The 16,585-nt window shown below is 60.6% G+C and carries 17 protein-coding genes; 10 read left to right on the top strand and 7 right to left on the bottom strand.

What is annotated here, in order from left to right; translation table 11 throughout:
* The first annotated feature begins 1 nt into the window (after position 1).
* The 3 genes from leuC (at position 2) to G505_RS0101050 (ending at position 3,682) form a co-directional block, all read left to right on the top strand.
* Positions 2-1,399 (top strand): 3-isopropylmalate dehydratase large subunit, encoded by a 1,398-nt coding sequence (gene leuC, locus G505_RS0101060; protein WP_028107901.1) that lies wholly within the window; start codon positions 2-4, stop codon positions 1,397-1,399.
* A gap of 9 nt (positions 1,400-1,408) precedes the next feature.
* Positions 1,409-2,002 (top strand): 3-isopropylmalate dehydratase small subunit, encoded by a 594-nt coding sequence (gene leuD, locus G505_RS0101055; protein WP_028107900.1) that lies wholly within the window; start codon positions 1,409-1,411, stop codon positions 2,000-2,002.
* 411 nt (positions 2,003-2,413) lie between these two features.
* Entirely contained in the window at positions 2,414-3,682 is a 1,269-nt protein-coding gene (locus G505_RS0101050) for an outer membrane protein transport protein (protein ID WP_028107899.1), read from the top strand.
* Between the two features lie 68 nt (positions 3,683-3,750).
* Here G505_RS0101050 and G505_RS0101045 read toward each other — a convergent pair whose 3' ends face one another.
* Positions 3,751-4,638 carry a LysR family transcriptional regulator ArgP gene (locus tag G505_RS0101045; RefSeq protein ID WP_028107898.1) on the bottom strand — a complete coding sequence of 296 codons (888 nt, stop codon included), beginning with the start codon at positions 4,636-4,638 and terminating at the stop codon, positions 3,751-3,753.
* Positions 4,639-4,747: 109 nt separating this feature from the next.
* On the opposite strand from G505_RS0101045, the gene G505_RS0101040 reads away from it, so the two are divergent.
* Positions 4,748-5,350 carry a LysE/ArgO family amino acid transporter gene (locus G505_RS0101040; protein WP_028107897.1) on the top strand — a complete coding sequence of 201 codons (603 nt, stop codon included), beginning with the start codon at positions 4,748-4,750 and terminating at the stop codon, positions 5,348-5,350.
* A 306-nt stretch (positions 5,351-5,656) separates the two neighbouring features.
* Entirely contained in the window at positions 5,657-6,679 is a 1,023-nt protein-coding gene (locus tag G505_RS0101030) for a helix-turn-helix domain-containing protein (RefSeq protein WP_051215800.1), read from the top strand.
* Between the two features lie 204 nt (positions 6,680-6,883).
* Here the strand turns inward: G505_RS0101030 and G505_RS0101025 are convergent, their stop codons facing one another.
* The 3 genes from G505_RS0101025 to G505_RS0101015 all read right to left on the bottom strand — a co-directional run bounded on the left by G505_RS0101025 (position 6,884) and on the right by G505_RS0101015 (position 10,005).
* Positions 6,884-8,929, bottom strand: a complete 2,046-nt coding sequence (locus G505_RS0101025; RefSeq protein WP_028107895.1) for a S9 family peptidase — start codon at positions 8,927-8,929, stop codon at positions 6,884-6,886.
* A 226-nt stretch (positions 8,930-9,155) separates the two neighbouring features.
* Complete coding sequence (locus tag G505_RS0101020) at positions 9,156-9,554, bottom strand: nitrous oxide-stimulated promoter family protein (RefSeq protein WP_028107894.1); 399 nt, start codon at positions 9,552-9,554, stop codon at positions 9,156-9,158.
* A gap of 91 nt (positions 9,555-9,645) precedes the next feature.
* Positions 9,646-10,005 carry a DsrE/DsrF/TusD sulfur relay family protein gene (locus G505_RS0101015; protein WP_028107893.1) on the bottom strand — a complete coding sequence of 120 codons (360 nt, stop codon included), beginning with the start codon at positions 10,003-10,005 and terminating at the stop codon, positions 9,646-9,648.
* Positions 10,006-10,064: 59 nt separating this feature from the next.
* Here G505_RS0101015 and G505_RS0101010 point away from each other — a divergent pair, with 59 nt between their 5' ends.
* From G505_RS0101010 to G505_RS0100990, 5 genes are all read left to right on the top strand, one after another.
* Positions 10,065-11,483, top strand: coding sequence for a protein adenylyltransferase SelO (locus tag G505_RS0101010; protein WP_245568313.1), 1,419 nt, complete (start codon positions 10,065-10,067; stop codon positions 11,481-11,483).
* Positions 11,447-11,764 (top strand): DUF3630 family protein, encoded by a 318-nt coding sequence (locus G505_RS22220; protein ID WP_051215776.1) that lies wholly within the window; start codon positions 11,447-11,449, stop codon positions 11,762-11,764. Before G505_RS0101010 ends, G505_RS22220 begins: the two co-directional genes overlap by 37 nt.
* Positions 11,761-12,747 carry a serine/threonine protein kinase gene (locus G505_RS0101000; RefSeq protein WP_028107891.1) on the top strand — a complete coding sequence of 329 codons (987 nt, stop codon included), beginning with the start codon at positions 11,761-11,763 and terminating at the stop codon, positions 12,745-12,747. Before G505_RS22220 ends, G505_RS0101000 begins: the two co-directional genes overlap by 4 nt.
* A gap of 60 nt (positions 12,748-12,807) precedes the next feature.
* Positions 12,808-13,419, top strand: coding sequence for a thiol:disulfide interchange protein DsbA/DsbL (locus G505_RS0100995; protein WP_028107890.1), 612 nt, complete (start codon positions 12,808-12,810; stop codon positions 13,417-13,419).
* A gap of 377 nt (positions 13,420-13,796) precedes the next feature.
* Entirely contained in the window at positions 13,797-14,003 is a 207-nt protein-coding gene (locus G505_RS0100990; RefSeq protein ID WP_028107889.1) for a DUF1107 family protein, read from the top strand.
* 19 nt (positions 14,004-14,022) lie between these two features.
* Here the strand turns inward: G505_RS0100990 and G505_RS0100985 are convergent, their stop codons facing one another.
* The 3 genes from G505_RS0100985 to G505_RS0100975 form a co-directional block, all read right to left on the bottom strand.
* A complete protein-coding gene (locus G505_RS0100985; protein ID WP_028107888.1) occupies positions 14,023-14,283 on the bottom strand; it encodes a cell division protein ZapB in 261 nt (86 codons plus the stop codon).
* 229 nt (positions 14,284-14,512) lie between these two features.
* Complete coding sequence (locus tag G505_RS0100980; protein WP_245568312.1) at positions 14,513-14,926, bottom strand: cytochrome c3 family protein; 414 nt, start codon at positions 14,924-14,926, stop codon at positions 14,513-14,515.
* A gap of 14 nt (positions 14,927-14,940) precedes the next feature.
* Positions 14,941-16,497: a flavocytochrome c gene (locus G505_RS0100975; RefSeq protein ID WP_028107886.1), complete on the bottom strand. Its 1,557-nt coding sequence runs from the start codon at positions 16,495-16,497 to the stop codon at positions 14,941-14,943.
* Between the last annotated feature and the right edge of the window lie 88 nt (positions 16,498-16,585).

Raw genomic sequence — 16,585 nt, 5'->3', positions numbered from 1 at the left:
CATGGCACAGACCCTCTATGACAAGATCTGGCACAGTCACACCATCGAGGTGCCGGCCGAAGAGACGCCGCTGCTCTACATCGATCGCCACCTGGTCCATGAGGTGACCTCACCCCAGGCCTTCGACGGCCTGCGACAGGCGGGGCGCAAGGTCAGGGCGGTCGGCCGTACCCTGGCCACCATGGATCACAATACCTCCACCCGCACCCGTTCCATCGAGGCTCTGCCCCCTCTGGCGCGCACTCAGGTGGAAACTCTGCAGCGAAACTGCCAAGAGTTCGGCATCACTCTGTATGACATTCACCATCAAAATCAGGGGATTGTCCATGTGATGGGGCCGGAGCAGGGCTTTACCCTGCCGGGCACCACCATCGTTTGCGGCGACTCCCACACCGCCACCCATGGCGCCTTTGGTGCCCTGGCCTTCGGCATCGGCACCTCTGAGGTGGAGCATGTGCTGGCCACCCAGACCCTGAGGCAGCGTCGGGCCAAAACCATGCGCATCGAGGTGCGGGGCAAGGTGGCGGCGGGTATTACCGCCAAGGACATCGTACTGGCGATCATCGGTCGGGTTGGCCATGGTGGCGGCACCGGCTATGTGGTGGAGTTCTGTGGTGAGGCGATTCGCGATCTCTCCATGGAGGGGCGGATGACCGTGTGCAACATGGCCATCGAATTGGGGGCCAAGGCGGGGCTGGTGGCCCCGGACCAGACGACCTTCGATTATCTTGAGGGGCGCCCCATGGCGCCTCAGGGAGAGGCCTGGGAGCAGGCGGTGGCGTTTTGGCAAAGCCTGCACAGCGATGCCGGCGCCCGCTTCGATGCCGAGGTGGTGTTGCAGGCCAATGAGATCGCTCCCCAGGTCACCTGGGGCACCAATCCGGGTCAGGTGATCGCCATCGATCAGCCGGTGCCCGCACCGGACAGCTTCGATGAGTTGGTCAGTCGCTCCGCCGCCGAGAAGGCATTGGCCTACATGGACCTGCAGCCCGGCACTCCGTTGACCCAGGTGGCGATCAACAAGGTGTTCATCGGTTCCTGCACCAACTCCCGCATCGAGGACCTGCGTGCGGCCGCCGCCATGGTCGAGGGAAAGCGGGTGGCCTCTGGTGTGGATGCCATCGTGGTGCCAGGCTCCGGCCTGGTGAAGGCGCAGGCTGAGGCGGAAGGCCTGGATAAGGTCTTCGTTGCGGCCGGGTTCGAGTGGCGCCTGCCGGGTTGCTCCATGTGCCTGGGAATGAATGATGACAGGCTGGAGCAGGGGGATCGCTGCGCTTCCACCTCCAACCGTAACTTCGAGGGTCGCCAGGGCAGAGGCAGTCGTACCCACCTGGTCAGCCCGGCCATGGCCGCCGCCGCGGCGGTCGCCGGTCATTTCGTCGACATCCGCGACCTCTAGGAGAAGCCCATGCAAGCATTTACTCAACACTCTGGGGTGGCCGCGGTACTCAATCGTGCCAACATCGATACCGACCAGATCATCCCTAAGCAGTTCCTGGCCAAGGTGACTCGCGAAGGATTCGGCGTCCACCTGTTTCATGACTGGCGCTATCTGGACCATGAGGGCACCCAGCCCAACCCGGAGTTCGTACTGAATCGGCAGCCGGGCAGTGGTGCCAGTGTGCTGCTGGCGGGAGAGAACTTCGGCTGCGGCTCCAGCCGGGAACACGCTCCCTGGGCACTGGCGGACTTTGGGCTGAGGGCGATCATCGCCCCCAGCTTCGCGGACATCTTCTATCAGAACGCCATCAACAATGGCTTGCTGCCCATCACCCTGCCTCAACCGCAGGTGGAGGCGTTGATGGAGGCCTGTTCAGAGCATCCGGTGACGATCGATTTGGAGGCGTGTCAGGTCTGCTGTGGTGAGCACCGCTTCAGCTTTGAGATCGACGCCGATGCCAGGCACAACCTGCTCAATGGTCTGGACGCCATTGGCCTGACGCTGGCCCATGATGGGGCCATTGCCGACCATGAAGCCCACCTGCCCGCCTGGAGACAGTGATCGGTTGTACGCTGAAAATGGTGACTTTTAACAGCTCCGACCAGTGTAAATCCTTTTTTGTCAATGAGTTAAATGGGCGAGCCTAATGGTTCAAAGTCTGCCAGTGAGATCCACTGGCTGACTTTGTTTTTTTGAGCCTGCATGGCCAAACTTTTCATTGGTGTTTATGTGACTGATATTAATGATTTTATTTGTTTCGGCGATCGGGTTTTTCATCTGAGTTAGGGTACAGCTGTATACCCCTGTGCGCCGAAAGTCCCGAATGGCAGGGTGTTGTCTCGATTGATCATCCGCGTTTTGCCAGTGAACCAGGGTTTTTATGCTTTTCTCACTGGAGTAATTGCACTATTTTTTCCTCCCCCTAATATGGCGGCGACTAATAATATCCACACCGAAGATTTTGGGGAAAGTATGAAGATTCGTGTAGTTGCTGCCCTGGTGGCTGGCGCCCTCGCCGGCCAGGTTCATGCCGCCGGTTTCCAATTGGCTGAGTATTCCGCCACTGGCCTGGGTCGTGCTTTCGCCGGCGAAGCCGCCATCGCCGACAACGCCTCCGCCCAGGGGCGCAATGCCGCCCTGCTGATGCAGCTGGAGGGTCAGCAGGTCTCCGCAGGTCTCATCTATGTGGATCCCAATATCGATGTGGAAGGTACCACCTCCATTCCGGCCGCGGGCTTCTCCACCTCAGCCAACGCCGATGATGTTGCGCCGGCACAGTGGGTCCCCAACTTCTACTACAGCAACCGTCTCAGTGATGACTGGGCCATCGGCCTGGCCCTGACCTCCAACTACGGTTTTGCCACCGAACTGCCCGACACCCATGAAGCGGCGATCTTTGGTTCTGACACCCAGATCACCACGGTGGAGCTGGCGCCCAACGTGGCGTACAAGCTGAGCGATACCCTGGCCGTGGGCCTGGGCCTGCGCATCGTCTACGGTGACGGCAAAGTTGAAGGTACGGTGCCGAACTGGGGCCCTAACTTCGGCCTGCCCGCCGGGGCCAAGCTGAAATCCGTTGAGGGTGACGGTGTCGACTGGGGCTACCAGCTGGGCATGACCTGGGAGCCGGCCAAGGGTCATCGCATCGGCCTGGCTTACCACTCAGAGGTGGAACTCAAGCTGGAGGGCGACGCCGAGGGCCTGGCCTTCGGGATGATGCCCGGCCAGAGCAAAGAGGGCAGCCTCAAGCTGCCTCTGCCCGCCTTCGCCGAGCTGTCCAGCGTGCATCAGCTGACCGAAGCCCTGTCCGTTCACGGCTCCATCAACTGGACCGATTGGAGCGCCTTCGAAGAGTTGGTGGTGGATTTCCCGGGTGAGCCGTCCAATCTGCTGAAGGAGGAGAACTTCAAGGACAATTGGCGTGTTGCCCTGGGGGCCACCTACCAGCTGGACAGCCAATGGCTGGTGCGTGGCGGTGTTGCCCTGGATAAGACTGCGGTAGACGACGAGCACCGCACCCTGAGCATCCCGGACTCCGATCGTCTGTGGTTCTCCTTTGGCGCCGGCTATCAGGCGTCCAAGGATCTGACCCTGGATATGTCTCTGACCTACATCAAGTCTCATGGCGATGCCCCCATCACCGAGAGCGTAGCCCTGAGCGAGCAGGCGGTTGCCGTCTACGAAGGAGAGATCTCCGGTGACGTATGGCTGGCCGGTGTGCAGGCCACCTACCGCTTCTAAGCGGATTGACACCGAGACAATGGGGGCCTGAAGGCCCCTTTTTTTATGTCTGCTGTCGGTTTTGGTGTCTATTGAATCAGCCGCTGTTTCCCCACTGCGCTGAGAACCTGACCCACGGTCTCCATCACCGGGCTCTGCAGACGCCAGCTGTGCCAGTAGAGGGGGACATCAATGTGGGCATCGGACAACAGCCGGAGCTTTCCCCGTGACAGCGCTTCCTCGACCTGAAGCTCTGGCAATAACGCATACCCCATATGAAGCAGCACCGCATCCACAAACCCCTGAGAGGAGGGAAGCTGGTGATGGGGAGGTCGGCCAGCGACCTGGGGGTGGTGGCGGGCGAAGAAGCGGTTAAGCAGTTCATCGTCCCGGCCGTAGGTGAGGGTTGGACAGGCGATCAGAGCCTCTTCGGTGACACCTTCGGTGAAATGCGTTTCGGCGAAGGCGGGCGTCGCCATCAACCGATAACGCAGGGCCCCCAGTCGGTGAGAGCGACACCCCTGTACGGCTCGGGCGTGGGAGGCGATACAGCCCGCCACCTCGCCGCCACGCAAGCGCTCCAGAGTCAGTTCCTCATCCTCCACCGTCAGTTGGGCGAGTACGCCATGCTTCTGGTACAGCTGCGCCAATGCCGGGGTCAGCCAGGTGGCCAAGCTGTCGGCATTGACTGCCAGGCGAACCGGGGTGTGACTGTCATCCTGCTCCTCGGTCAGGCTGGCGGCCAAAGTGGACTCCATCATCACAACCTGCTGTTGATGGCGCATCAGTGCCAGGCCAGCTTGCGTGGGGCGTATGGGGTGGGCCCGCACCAGTAAGGGTTGACCCAGGCGCTGTTCCAGCAGCTTGACCCGCTGAGAGACCGCTGACTGGGTCAGGCCCAACTCCTTGGCGGCATGATCAAAGCTTCCCAGGCGGGCGACCGACGCCATCGCTTCCAGCAGTTTGTAATCCAGCATTTGTTAATTAGCTCCGCTAATATTTGATTAGCACTATTAATTTTTGTTAATTATCTCTCCAGCCTACAATCCCAGCCAACGAGTCACAAGCAGTTCAGGAAAGTGGAAGATGGTATCGGCATACATCAATGGTTTGGGAGTTGGGGCAGGGTTGATCATGGCCATCGGTGCCCAGGGCGCCTTTGTGCTCAGTCAGGCGTTGAAGCGTCAGTATCATCTGATGGTGGCCCTGACCTGCACCCTGCTGGATGTGGTGCTTATCGGTCTGGGGGTGGCCGGTGTTGGTGCGCTGATCACCGATACCCCACAGCTGATGGCACTGACCCAGTATGGCGGTGCGCTCTTCCTGCTGTGGTTTGGTTTTTGCTCTTTGCGCCGTGCCCTCAGCGGCCAGCAGGGGATGCAGGCCGGTGAGGCCCTGGCCAGTCGCCGTAAAGTCCTGGGCACCACCCTGGCGGTGACCCTGCTTAACCCCCATGTCTACCTGGATGCTCTGGTGCTGCTCGGCTCCATCGGTGCCCAGTTTGGTGAGGCTCGCTGGTCCTTCTATGCGGGCACGGTGACCGCTTCCACCCTGTGGTTTGTGGGCCTCAGCCTAGGAGCGGCCAAGCTGGCACCGGTGCTCTCCTCCCCCAAGGTGTGGCGTGTCATCGACCTGTTGGTGTGGGCGCTGATGTGGTCCATTGCGGTGAAGCTGCTATTGGGCTCCTGAGGTGGAGACCCATCGGGAAAATGCACCCAGAAGGGTGCAATGGCGACCTGACATCATCAAAGGGGGAAAGCGGGTTGTTGGAGCATATCTATGCGTTTCCTCTCCAACAGCAAGCCGGCACTGCTGCTCTATTCCACCGATCACTACAGCCTGTCCGATACCTTTAAATTTGGCTTCACCATGCTGATGATCGGCTGAATTAACAGTGTGTTACTCGGAGAAACCTGGTTCAAATGGTTGGGCTACACTCCCAATGGCGTTTTCTGGTAACCTCGAACTCACTTGCAACAAATCAGTGGCACTTCCGTGACCAGAAAAAGCAGTGGCGACATTCGAAGCAAGCTGGCTCTGCTGCAGCTTGCGAAGGAACTGGGCAGCATCAGCCGTGCCTGTGACATCATGGGTTACAGCCGGGACAGTTACTACCGCTTTAAGCGTCAGTATGAGAAGGCGGGAGAGCAGGGTCTCAAAAACCTTTCCCGAAAGAAGCCGGCAATGAAGAACCGGGTCTCCCCGGAAGTGGAGTCCCAGGTGATTGATATTGCACTGGATTACCCCAATTATGGTCAGGCCAGGGCCGCTGAACTGCTCACCGCCCGGGGATGCACCATCTCCCCGTCTGGGGTACGTGCCATCTGGGTCCGCCACAACCTGGAAACCAAGAAGAATCGGCTGCTGGCTTTGCAGAACGCCCTGGACCAGCGCAAAGAGCTGGACTCCGACGCTCGCCGTAAAGCGGAAGCGCTCGATGAGCTGAAGCAGGATCAGATGGGGGGGGAGTGCCGCTACCCGGGGGAAGTGTGCGTACAGGATACCTTCAAGCTGGGGGAGATTGGTGGTCTGGGCATGCTGTATCAGCACAGCTTCATCGATGCCTACAGCCAGTATGCTCATGCCTGGATCAGCACCAGCAACGACTCCGCCGCCGCCAGCGACTTCCTGCTGAATCGGGTGGCCCCTTGGTATCGCCAGCACAGCCTGCCCATTACCAACCTGTTGACCGACAAGGGCGCTGAGTTTTTCGGCGGCAAAAGTGTGCCTTACCAGGAGGCGATCGCCGAACTGGGGTGCAACCACATCCATATGCGAGCCTACAACGGCCCTGTCGTTAACGGCCTGGGTGCCCGATTCCATACCTTGATCTGGAATGAGCTTTACGAGCCCCTGTTCAAGGCGCAGAGGTATGAAGAGCTGGTGCCGCTCCAGCAGAAGCTGGATGAGTGGCTGGCCAGATACAATCAGCAATTTGCCGTGGCCGGGCGATACACCCTGGGTAAAACCCCCTCCGAGACCCTGGCGGTCAGCCGTCACCTCATCCCCAATACCTGAAACGGAATGCCCGGTTGGCGACGTCTGAGCCTTTTCGCCTCTGACCAGCTCACATCGGGCGGTCTCCAGATGCAGTGGCCTGCCGGGACTGTCTGGCCTCAACCGGCCAGCGGCGGATGAGTGCACAGCGTTCTGCTGCGTCAATCCGAGATTCAGAGTACAAAAAAGGGGAGCCAACAGGCTCCCCAGTTTTTAAAAGATCAGTTATTTCTGCTCTTTGCCCAGCACATGGTGCTCGAACCAGGCCAGATCCCAACTCATCTTGGTCTTGCGGTGGGAGTACTTGCTCAGGCCGTGGCCTTCACCTGGGTAGATCACCAGCTCGGTGGGCACATTCAGGTAATGGCGCAGGGTGCGGTACAGACCTTTAGCGTGAGGCGCGGGCACCCGTTCGTCGTTCTCACCCATGTGGATCAGGGTGGGCGTGCGGATGTTGCCGGCGTGGCTCAGGCTGGAACCATGGGTGTAGGCGTCAGGCTTCTCCCAGGGCAGCCCTTCCATGTAGTTGAGCACGTGGCCCGGGGTGTCCTCCAGCAACCACTGCAGGCGCTGATCGAATACGCCGGCACCGGAGCTGGCCGCCTTGTAGCGGGTGTTGGTGCTGATCAGGGCGTTGGTCAGGTAGCCGCCATTACTCCAGCCCATTACCGCCAGTTTGTCACCGTCGGCGATCCCCTCTTTGATCAGGGCGTCCACACCGGCCTCGATGTCTTTCACTTCGATGTCGTGCTCGTTGCCGATAAGATCCACCAGGAACTTGTCACCGTAGCCGGTGGAGCCTCGGTAATTGGGTGAGAGCAGTGCCCAGCCCTTGGCTGCGAAGGTGGCGCGCCCGTAGGAGCGGTGCGCCAGGGCGTAGGGGGTAGCGGCGGTCGGGCCGCCGTGGATCTGCACCACCAGAGGCAGAGGGCCGTCAGCTTTTTTGTAGCCCGGAGGCAGCTCCAGAATCCCCTCGACGGTGCTGCCATCGGGGGCGGTCCACTGGTAGCGGCTGATCTGAGGCAGCTTCCAGTCGTCGGCCTGGGGGTTGATGTTGGTCACCCGGTGCGGGGTCTTGCCCACTTTGCCCTGGTACAGGTCATAGAAGTGGTCCAGGGCGTTGTTGCTCATCACCATGGTCTTGCCGCGGCCATCGAAGGCGTAGCTGCCAACCACATAGTCACCCCTGGTCAGGGTGCGGGTCTTGCCCTGTTTGCCGTCGTCGATGTCGGTACAGAACAGCTTGACCGAGCCCTGTTCGGCCCCGCGGTAGCACAGCTCGTCGGATCCGGGCAGCCACTGGCTGTCGCTGCCGTTGAGGGTGGCTTTGCCGGGCCGCTTCATGTCCAGCTGCCACTCCACTTTCATCTCATCATCCAGCTGGGCGATGAACATCTGACCCGGGTGGCCATCGAAGTCGATGCGCCAGGCCAGCTTGTCACCATCCGGGCTCCACTTGGGGTGCATTAGCCAGCCGTATGGAGAGGGAGCCTGCTCACGCCAGGCGCTGTCCTCCAGGACAACGTTGCTGCCCTTGGCGATGTCATACACTTCTACGCTGGACCAGCCCTCGAGGAAGATCAGCTCGTTGTCTGTGGTGGTGACCCGGGCCAGACGCTTGCCGTCGGCGCTGATGTCGAAGTCCCACACCACCTTATCGTCGTCCAGCACCAGTTCCTGGCGGAAATTCTGCAGGTCCAGCTTGTAGAGAGGGTTTACCTTGACGGTGCCGTGGCCGTAGTCCGGTCCCTTATTGGCACTGCGGTGCGCGGTGAAGGCGTCCTGTTCGGTATGGTCACGAACTCCGGTGAACCACAGCTGGCCGCCCGCCAGTTCGAAGTGGCGCACGCCCTTGACTTCGCGGGTCAGAGGGACCGCTTCGCCACCGGCCAGAGGCATGCGGAACACCTGGGACTTACCGTTGTAGGGAGGTTGCTTACCCTCGCCGCGTTTCTCCGCCCTCAGGAAGTAGAGGTACTTGCCGGCTGCGTCGATCCGCGGCTGAGACTCGCGCTCGGGAGTGAAGGTGAGGCGCTCGGGCATCTGGCTGCCCAGCTGCACCCGCCACAGGTCGTTGAGGCTTTTGTCGGCCGCTTCGTCCCAGTAGCTCTGGACCCAGACCGCCTGCTTGCCATCGGCACTCAGCTGCACCTGGCTCATGCCGTCGATGGTGAAAAAGTCGTCCAGGGTGATGTCGTGGTGACGCTCGGCCAGGGCGGGTTGGGCAAACAGGGCCGCCGCGATTGCCGCGGGGAGCCATCCTCTCTTCATGGGTCGTGTCCTTGTTGTGATTGTTGCCGTTGAGCTTACCCAAATCTGTCGCCTCAGAGTAGGGGCGACAGGGGGATTTTTGCTTAAGGATTAAAGAGTCAGGGCGACCCTATGCGTGCCCCGGTGAAAGGCTGATGCATTCACGTTGGGTTGATGACGCCGATCAGTGCTCGGCAGCGGGCTGGGTGCTTTGGGCAAAAAGGCGCCGTGTGGCGCCCTTTTCGTATCATGGCTGCAGCGGCCTGGGGCGACTGCGTCGACGGCGGTTGGCTTGCATGGGGGGCCGCTCAGGCACGGGCCGGCGGCTGTCGGCAATGTGCTGGATGGCGGCCACCGGGTGGCGCAGGATCATCCGCGGGCCGGCGTAGCGCATGATCACCCTGGCCTGCTGGCGTTGGGCGGGCTTGTAGCAGTGGATGGGGCAGTGACCACAGGTGGGCTTTTCTGCGCCATAGGGACAGCGGTCCAGTTTCTTTTCGGCGTAGGCCAGCAGCTCGCCGCACTCGGGACACAGGCCGGATTGCGGCGAGCTGTCGCTGCAGTTGCGCCGGCAATAGAGGCGGGTCATCTTGGCCATGGTCTGGTATTCACGGGCCAGCCGCCCGGTCAGAAACTCGCTTTTCATCCAATACCCCGGTTCATTGCTCAGGTATGGTGGTATCTTAAAAAAGCATCGACAATGCCTCTACAGCCTTGGGTCAGATTTGCGAAGGGGATCAAATATGGATCACCTTGTCGCTGTCCAGGGTCCACTGGCTCAGCTCCACCAGGGTGGCGATCTTCACCCCGGGTATCAGTCGCTCTTCGGAGATGCCACGGGCTTCGACGCAGGTTTTGCACAGGCTGACCGGTACGCCCTGGGCCATCAGCAGCTCCAGCATCTGCCCGATGTGGTAGCTGAGATCCGGGGTGTTCTGGCCAGACAGGGCGGCGCCCACGGCGTCGGACATCAGGAACAGGCGTTGTTGAATCGGGGTGTCGGCGTGTTCCTGCAGGGCCAGGGCGATGCGCAGGGCGTTGTAGAGTTTTTCGGAGCCGTAGGGGCTGTCGTGGGCCACCATCAGGATAGAGGTCATGATCATTCCAGTTGGGAAAACAGATCTCGCTATTGTGACAGAGGGATAAGGGAGAAAGTGTGCTGAAGCTAACACCGGGAATCAATCAGGCGGTGGCGGGACTGGCCGAGGAGGTCCAGCCGGTTCCCTTGGCAAACCCGACCTTGCTCGGATGGAGTGAGCCGATGGCAACCACCCTGGGGCTGGGCGAATGCAGCGAGTCACTGTTGCGACAGCTCAATGGCGAGGGGCCTTTTCCGTTGGCGCCTACCGCCCAGGTCTATTCCGGCCATCAGTTTGGTGGCTACACCCCAAGACTGGGGGATGGCCGGGGTTGCCACCTTGGGGAACTCAATGGCTGGGAGCTGTTCCTCAAGGGCAGTGGCCCCACCCCCTATTCAAGGGGAGGGGACGGGAGAGCGGTGATCCGCTCGGCGGTGCGGGAGTTTCTCGCCAGTGAAGCCCTGCACCACCTGGGGATCGCCACCTCCCGGGCCCTGGCGGTGCTGGCCTCAGATACGCCGGTGTTCCGCGAGCAGCCGGAGCGGGGGGCCATTACCGTCAGGGTCACGCCCAGCCATTTGCGGTTCGGGCACTTCGAGTACTTCCGTCACAGTCAGCAGCCTAAACAGCTTCAGGCGCTGCTCGATTACGCTCTGGGGCGCTACTTCCCTCGGTGCCGCCAGCAGCAGGATCCCGTGGCAGCCCTGTTTCTCGAGGTCACCGGCCGAACCGCCGAAACCATCGCCGACTGGCAGGCGGCGGGTTTTGCCCACGGAGTGCTGAACAGCGATAATATGTCCCTGCTCGGGGAGACCTTCGATTATGGCCCCTTTGCCTTTATGGACCGTTGCGATCCCGGCTTCGTCTGCAACCATTCGGATCATTATGGCCGTTACGCCTTCGACCAGCAGCCAGGCATCGGCTGGTGGAATCTGCAGCGCCTGGCTCTGGCCCTGAGTGACCACCTGGACAGCGAGGTGATGACACTGGCTCTGGAGCTGTATCAGAACCGGCTGACGGCCCGTTACCTGTGGCGTATGGAAACCAGGCTGGGGCTGGAGGGCGACGGTGATCTTCAGCCCAGACTGGACAGGATTGCTGGCCTGGTGGGGATGATGCAAAGGAGTGGGGTGGATTACCACACCACCCTGAGGCTGTTTGCCCGACTGGATCCCCAGCGAGAGGGGGGCGAATTGCAGGCCCGCCTTGGCGCCGATGGCTCCTGGCAGCCATGGTGGCAGCAGTACCAGCAAGCCCTCTCCTTCGGTGGGCTCGAGGCCTGGCAACAGGGCCGAGCCGCAGCCAACCCGGCGGTGGTGTTGCGCACCCACCTGGCTCAACAGGCGATCGAGGCGGCCGAGCGGAATGACGCCGGGCCGTTAATGGAGTTGCATCGGGCCCTGTGTCATCCCTATGATGACCATCCCGAGACGCCCCACTACACCGAGGATCCCCCTTCATGGGCCAGCAGCATCACCCTCTCCTGCTCCAGTTAGGCCGCGCTCACTTCGATGCCGGCGCGGGGCAACTGAGCTGGCAGACCAGCCTGGCCGAGTCGGGCCTGACTGAGCTGGTCGCGCAGTTGGCACGGGCCCTGGATTGTCGCCTCGGCGATCATCAGTGGGGGGCGGATCGTCACTGCTGGTCCCTGGAGTTTGAAGGGGCCCGGCTACGGCTTCAGTATGAGGTCTTGTGCGACAGTCTCTGGTTGGAGGCGGAACGCCCTGAAGAGGCGGATGTCGTCGCCTTCCTGGCGCAACTTTGGAATCAACAATGACCCAAGCCCAATTTGATTTTCACTCCCTGGGACCGGACTGCATCCTCAATGCGGTGGAATCCATGGGGATCTACCCCGAGACCGGCTTGCTGCCGCTGAACAGCTATGAGAACCGGGTCTACCAGTTCCGGGCGGAGGATGGTCGTCGTTACGTGGTCAAGTTCTATCGGCCTCAGCGCTGGACCCAGGCGGCGATCCTGGAGGAGCACGCTTTTTCCCATGAGCTGGCCGAGGCCGAGGTGCCGGTGGCCGCCCCATTGCGCATCGATGGCGAGACCCTGTTCGAGCATCAGGGGTACCGCTTTGCCCTGTGGGACAGCATAGGTGGCCGGGAGTTTGAGGTGGACAACCTGGAGCAACTGGAGCAGGTGGGACAGTTTCTTGGCCGGTTGCACCAAGTGGCCAGGGGGGGCAAGTTTGCCCACAGGGCGCCACTGAACATCGACACCCATGGCCATCAGCCTCGTCAGGTGCTGGAGAACCAGGCGCAGCTGCCGGCTCACATCGAGACCGCCTTCTTTACCGTGCTGGATCAGGTGCTGGAACAGGTAACCCAGGCCCCCTGGGACCAGGCTCAGCAGCGGCTTCATGGGGACATGCACCCTGGCAACATTCTTTGGACCCCCGATGGCCCGGGCTTTGTGGACCTGGATGATGCCCGAACCGGTCCGGCGGTACAGGACCTGTGGATGATGCTCTCAGGCGAGCGCAGTCAAAGGGTGATGCAGTTGGACATTTTGCTGGAGGGATACGAAACTTTTTGCGACTTCAACCACTCAGAGTTACAGCTGGTGGAGCCACTGCGGGCGCTGAGGATGATCCACTACCTCTCCTGGTTAACCCTGAGATGGAGCGATCCGGCCTTCCCCCGCAATTTTCCCTGGTTCGGCACCGGCCGATTCTGGGAGGAGCAGGTGCTGGCGCTCAAGGAGCAGCTGGCGGCCCTGCAGGAGCCGGCGCTGTCACTGACTCCGGGCTATTAGTTTGCCCTGGGCTGTGGCACAGTAGTTGCCAATTTAACCCTTTGATTCAGAGTAGAGATTATGAAGAAACTATTCGCTATCCTCTTCGCCCTGGTGCTGGCCCCCATGGCCATGGCCGCCCAGTTTGAAGAGGGGACCCACTACAAGGTGGTCAGCCAGGCCAAGGTACAGGGCCAGCCTACGGTGACCGAGTTTTTCTCCTTCTACTGCCCCCACTGTTTCACCTTCGAGAAGGTGCACCTGCCCAACCTGAAGAAGGGGTTGGATGAGGGGATCAAGTTTGAGCAGAAGCACGTCGATTTCATCGGCGGCCCCATGGGGGTGGAGATGACCAAGGCGCTGGCGGTAATGCAGACCCTCAAGGTGGGGGACCAGGTGAAGACTCCCCTGTTCTCCGCCATTCACGATGCCCGTAAGCAGTTTTCCACCGGTGCCGATGTGAAGCAGTTGTTTGTGGACAACGGCGTTGATGGCGACAAGTACGATAAAGCGATGAACAGCTTTATGGTGAACGCCAAGGTGAAGAAGTGGAAGAAGGAGCAGATCGACTCCGGTATCCGTGGTGTGCCTGCGTTGATCGTCAACGGCAAGTATCAGGTTGAGATGGGCAGTCTGGAGAGTGCCGAGCAGCTCAGCGAGCTGGTTAACTACCTGGCCAAGTTGCAGGACTGAGTCCCAGCCTGACCGGTTTGAGGGGGCGCCTTAGGGTGCCCTTTTTGTTAACGGGTGCTACTGCATAATGTATACACATATCGATAACAAAAAAAAGATCGGTGAATCACCGATCTAAAAGGCGGAACCGACCCCACGACCTCTCAGCCCCATACCCCTCGAGGTGCAGTACTGACTGCCGGTGTCCGCGGTTAGGAACACTGCGTCAAGCAAGGTAACAAAGTTGCAACATCTTGCCAAATGCGTAACCGTCAAATTATCGCTACGGATCCCTTTGGGCTAATCTGATCGCAGTACGTTGTATTGCGTATAAAACCAAATACAATTGCCGCGGTCTGATAGTTTGCGTCAGTCAGAATATAACAAGGAATTTGACGGTGAGAATTTTCCCAATCTACGCACCAAGGATGATCGCTAAGCATGCCAGGGTGTTCAGGGATGGAGTGGTGCTGGTGAAGCACATAGGTCGGCTGGAGTTTAAAGCGGGGCGGTTCATCATGCCCAGACACTCGCTGCCTAAGGTGAGAGATGTGATCAACGAATTGAACGGACTGCTGCAGCCAGAACCCGCAGCAGCCGGATAGGGGCTTAGGGCGCGATGTTCTAAGCCAGCTCGCTCAGTCCCGGAGCGGGCTGATTGCTGTCATCGGCCTGGGACAGGCGATTCAACAGGCCTTCTGCCTTGCTGTTCCAGGTTTGCAACTGCTGCTCCAGTTCGCGGTTGCGTGCTTCCAACTCTGCTGCCTTCTCTGCCATCTCCTGGGCACGGGCGCGCTCCTCCTCCAGCTCCATCTGCTGAAGTTCAATGGTCTCAAGCGCACTCTGGACGCGAGACTCCAATTTATCTAATAGATCTAAGCTCATAAGACTTTACTGCATAAGGGGTTGAACAGAGTCCGATTCTAGCAGTGCCCGGGGCACTGATCACGGTATTTCGCCCCTCTCCCTTGCCTTTAGTGGCCGGATCTGCTGGTTATGGAGCGCCCGGTTGCCGGAATCGGCCAAAATTCCCTCAACTGATAAAAAATGCCCACACAGGTGGGCATTGGCGGTGAGATGATGATGAAACCTGAGGGGGCATCCTGCCCCGGGGTTACTTGCGCTTGAGCTCGGGGTATTTGAACTCGTGGCAGTTGTTACAGTACACCTCGGTCTTCTTGTGCTGGGCGTGGCAGTAGACACAGCTCAGATCCTGACCATAGTGCAGGCTGTCATGGGGATTGGGTTCGTAGGCGGCGCCGTGACCCGGGCGTTCGGTCTCCTCGGCAAGGTCTTCTTTGCTGCCGTGGCAGGTGAGGCAGGCGTCCTCATCCGGGATGGTGTAGGGCTTGCTGTCACCGTGGCAACTGCTGCACTCCACGTTGCCTTTGTCGTCGCTGAAGATCTCCTTGTGATAGGACTTCAGCGGCATCTTGGCGGCCATGGCGGGCAGTGACAGGCCGACGGTGGCGGCCATCAACAGGGCGGCCAGGGAGGGGATGGCTTTGATCATGGTTGCTGTTTTCATGGATTGGATGCTCCTCAGGCCAGCTTCAGGGAAACGGCGTCTGCCTTGACGGCGCTGCGGGCGGCATTACGGCCGGTGACCACCCCTTCGGCAACGGCGCAGGCACCCAGTCGGGAGGCACCGTGGATGCCACCGGTGGCTTCACCGGCGGCGAACAGGCCAGGAATCGGCTTGTCAGAGATCAGGTGCAGCACCTGAGAGTGGGTGTTTACCCGGACGCCGCCCATGCAGTAGTGCACCTTGGGCCACATGCGCACCGCGTACCAGGGACCTTCGGTCAGCTCGAACGCCTTCATCAAGGGACGGCCAAACTGCTTGTCCTCGCCGTCGCGCACATACTGGTTCCACTGAGCCACCTGGGCTTTCAGTTTCTCCGCCGGGATGCCGTAGAGGCCAGCCAGTTCATCCAGGGTATCCGCCTTCTTGATCACATCGTATTTCAGGCCCCACTCCAGGGTCTGAGCCTTGGCCGCGCCCTTCTCATTGGTAAAACCGACGGGGTAGACCGGCTGACCCTGCTGGTCACGGCGGGTCATGATCGCTTCCGCCCGGGCCTTACGGTCGGCCAGTTCATTGAAAAAGCGCTCGCCGGTGCGAACGTCCACCACAATACCGTTCTGGTAGGTGGCGGCGGTATTGAACTGGGAAGCGGTACCGAAGCCCTTCTCATCGGGTGAAGACCAGGGGCCCAGCTGGATCTGGTCCAGGTGGATGGGGTTGGCACCGATCAGCATCATCTGCTTGAGGGCGTCGGCGTTGGCACCAGGGTGGTTGGTGGAGTCCAGCTCCGAGGTGAGCCTGGGCTGCTGCATCTGGCGGAAGGGGATGTCCCGGCCGAAACCACCGGTGGCCATGATCACCCCTTGGCGGGCGCCCAGCAGTTTGTCATTGCCGGTGCGCTCCTTGGGGAAAAAGTAACCGCTCTTGACCTTCACCCCGATCACCCGGTGCTGCTCATCCTGGACGAAGGCGATCAGCTTGCTCTGCTTGTACATGGTCACGCCCGCCTTCTTCGCCGCGGCGATAAGGGGACGAATGATGCCGGCACCGGAGCTCTCCCTGGTCTGCAGCACCCGCGGGACGGAGTGACCACCGAAGTGCTGGACGAAGGGTTTCCACACGGTGCCGTAGCTCTCCAGCCAGCGGGCGGATTCGGCGGTACCGTCGCACACCAGTTTCAGCATCTCGGCATCGTTCATGCCGCGACCGGACTTGAGCATGTCGGACACCATCAGCTCCACGCTGTCTTCGATGCCGGATTTGGCCTGGAGGCCGGAGCCAGCGACGGCCATGGCACCACCGTTGATGGTGGAGTTGCCGCCAAACACCGGCATCTTATCGATGACCAGCACCTTGGCACCCTCTTCGGCGGCCTGGACGGCGGCAGACATGCCGGCAAAGCCGGAACCGACCACGATGATGTCGAAGATCTCGTCGAACTTGGGGCTGGGGGAGGGGGTGGCGGCGGCGCTGGGGCCGGCAATCATCATACCGCCCACGCCGGCGGCCAGGGCGGCACCCTGCTTCAGCAGCGCCCGGCGGGAGGGGTTGGTGTTGTGTTGGTGACTCATAGTTAATTCTCCAGTGCACCTTGGCATAGTGATGCCTGAACACTGCAGCGGCCGTGCCACCCTGGCCTGGAGCGGGGAAAAGGCCCGG

This window comes from Ferrimonas futtsuensis DSM 18154, from assembly GCF_000422645.1.
GTDB lineage: Bacteria > Pseudomonadota > Gammaproteobacteria > Enterobacterales > Shewanellaceae > Ferrimonas > Ferrimonas futtsuensis.
The sequence above is the reverse complement of the archived record's forward strand: the minus strand, read 5'-3'. Positions and strand labels throughout refer to the sequence as shown.

Bases quoted from the DNA above. Each gene is read 5' to 3' on its own strand.
- leuC (WP_028107901.1), top strand. From the start codon at position 2: ATGGCACAGACCCTCTATGACAAGATCTGGCACAGTCACACCATCGAG.
- leuD (WP_028107900.1), top strand. From the start codon at position 1,409: ATGCAAGCATTTACTCAACACTCTGGGGTGGCCGCGGTACTCAATCGT.
- G505_RS0101050 (WP_028107899.1), top strand. From the start codon at position 2,414: ATGAAGATTCGTGTAGTTGCTGCCCTGGTGGCTGGCGCCCTCGCCGGC.
- G505_RS0101045 (WP_028107898.1), bottom strand. From the start codon at position 4,638: ATGCTGGATTACAAACTGCTGGAAGCGATGGCGTCGGTCGCCCGCCTG.
- G505_RS0101040 (WP_028107897.1), top strand. From the start codon at position 4,748: ATGGTATCGGCATACATCAATGGTTTGGGAGTTGGGGCAGGGTTGATC.
- G505_RS0101025 (WP_028107895.1), bottom strand. From the start codon at position 8,929: ATGAAGAGAGGATGGCTCCCCGCGGCAATCGCGGCGGCCCTGTTTGCC.
- G505_RS0101020 (WP_028107894.1), bottom strand. From the start codon at position 9,554: ATGAAAAGCGAGTTTCTGACCGGGCGGCTGGCCCGTGAATACCAGACC.
- G505_RS0101015 (WP_028107893.1), bottom strand. From the start codon at position 10,005: ATGACCTCTATCCTGATGGTGGCCCACGACAGCCCCTACGGCTCCGAA.
- G505_RS22220 (WP_051215776.1), top strand. From the start codon at position 11,447: ATGGGCCAGCAGCATCACCCTCTCCTGCTCCAGTTAGGCCGCGCTCAC.
- G505_RS0101000 (WP_028107891.1), top strand. From the start codon at position 11,761: ATGACCCAAGCCCAATTTGATTTTCACTCCCTGGGACCGGACTGCATC.
- G505_RS0100995 (WP_028107890.1), top strand. From the start codon at position 12,808: ATGAAGAAACTATTCGCTATCCTCTTCGCCCTGGTGCTGGCCCCCATG.
- G505_RS0100985 (WP_028107888.1), bottom strand. From the start codon at position 14,283: ATGAGCTTAGATCTATTAGATAAATTGGAGTCTCGCGTCCAGAGTGCG.
- G505_RS0100980 (WP_245568312.1), bottom strand. From the start codon at position 14,926: ATGAAAACAGCAACCATGATCAAAGCCATCCCCTCCCTGGCCGCCCTG.
- G505_RS0100975 (WP_028107886.1), bottom strand. From the start codon at position 16,497: ATGAGTCACCAACACAACACCAACCCCTCCCGCCGGGCGCTGCTGAAG.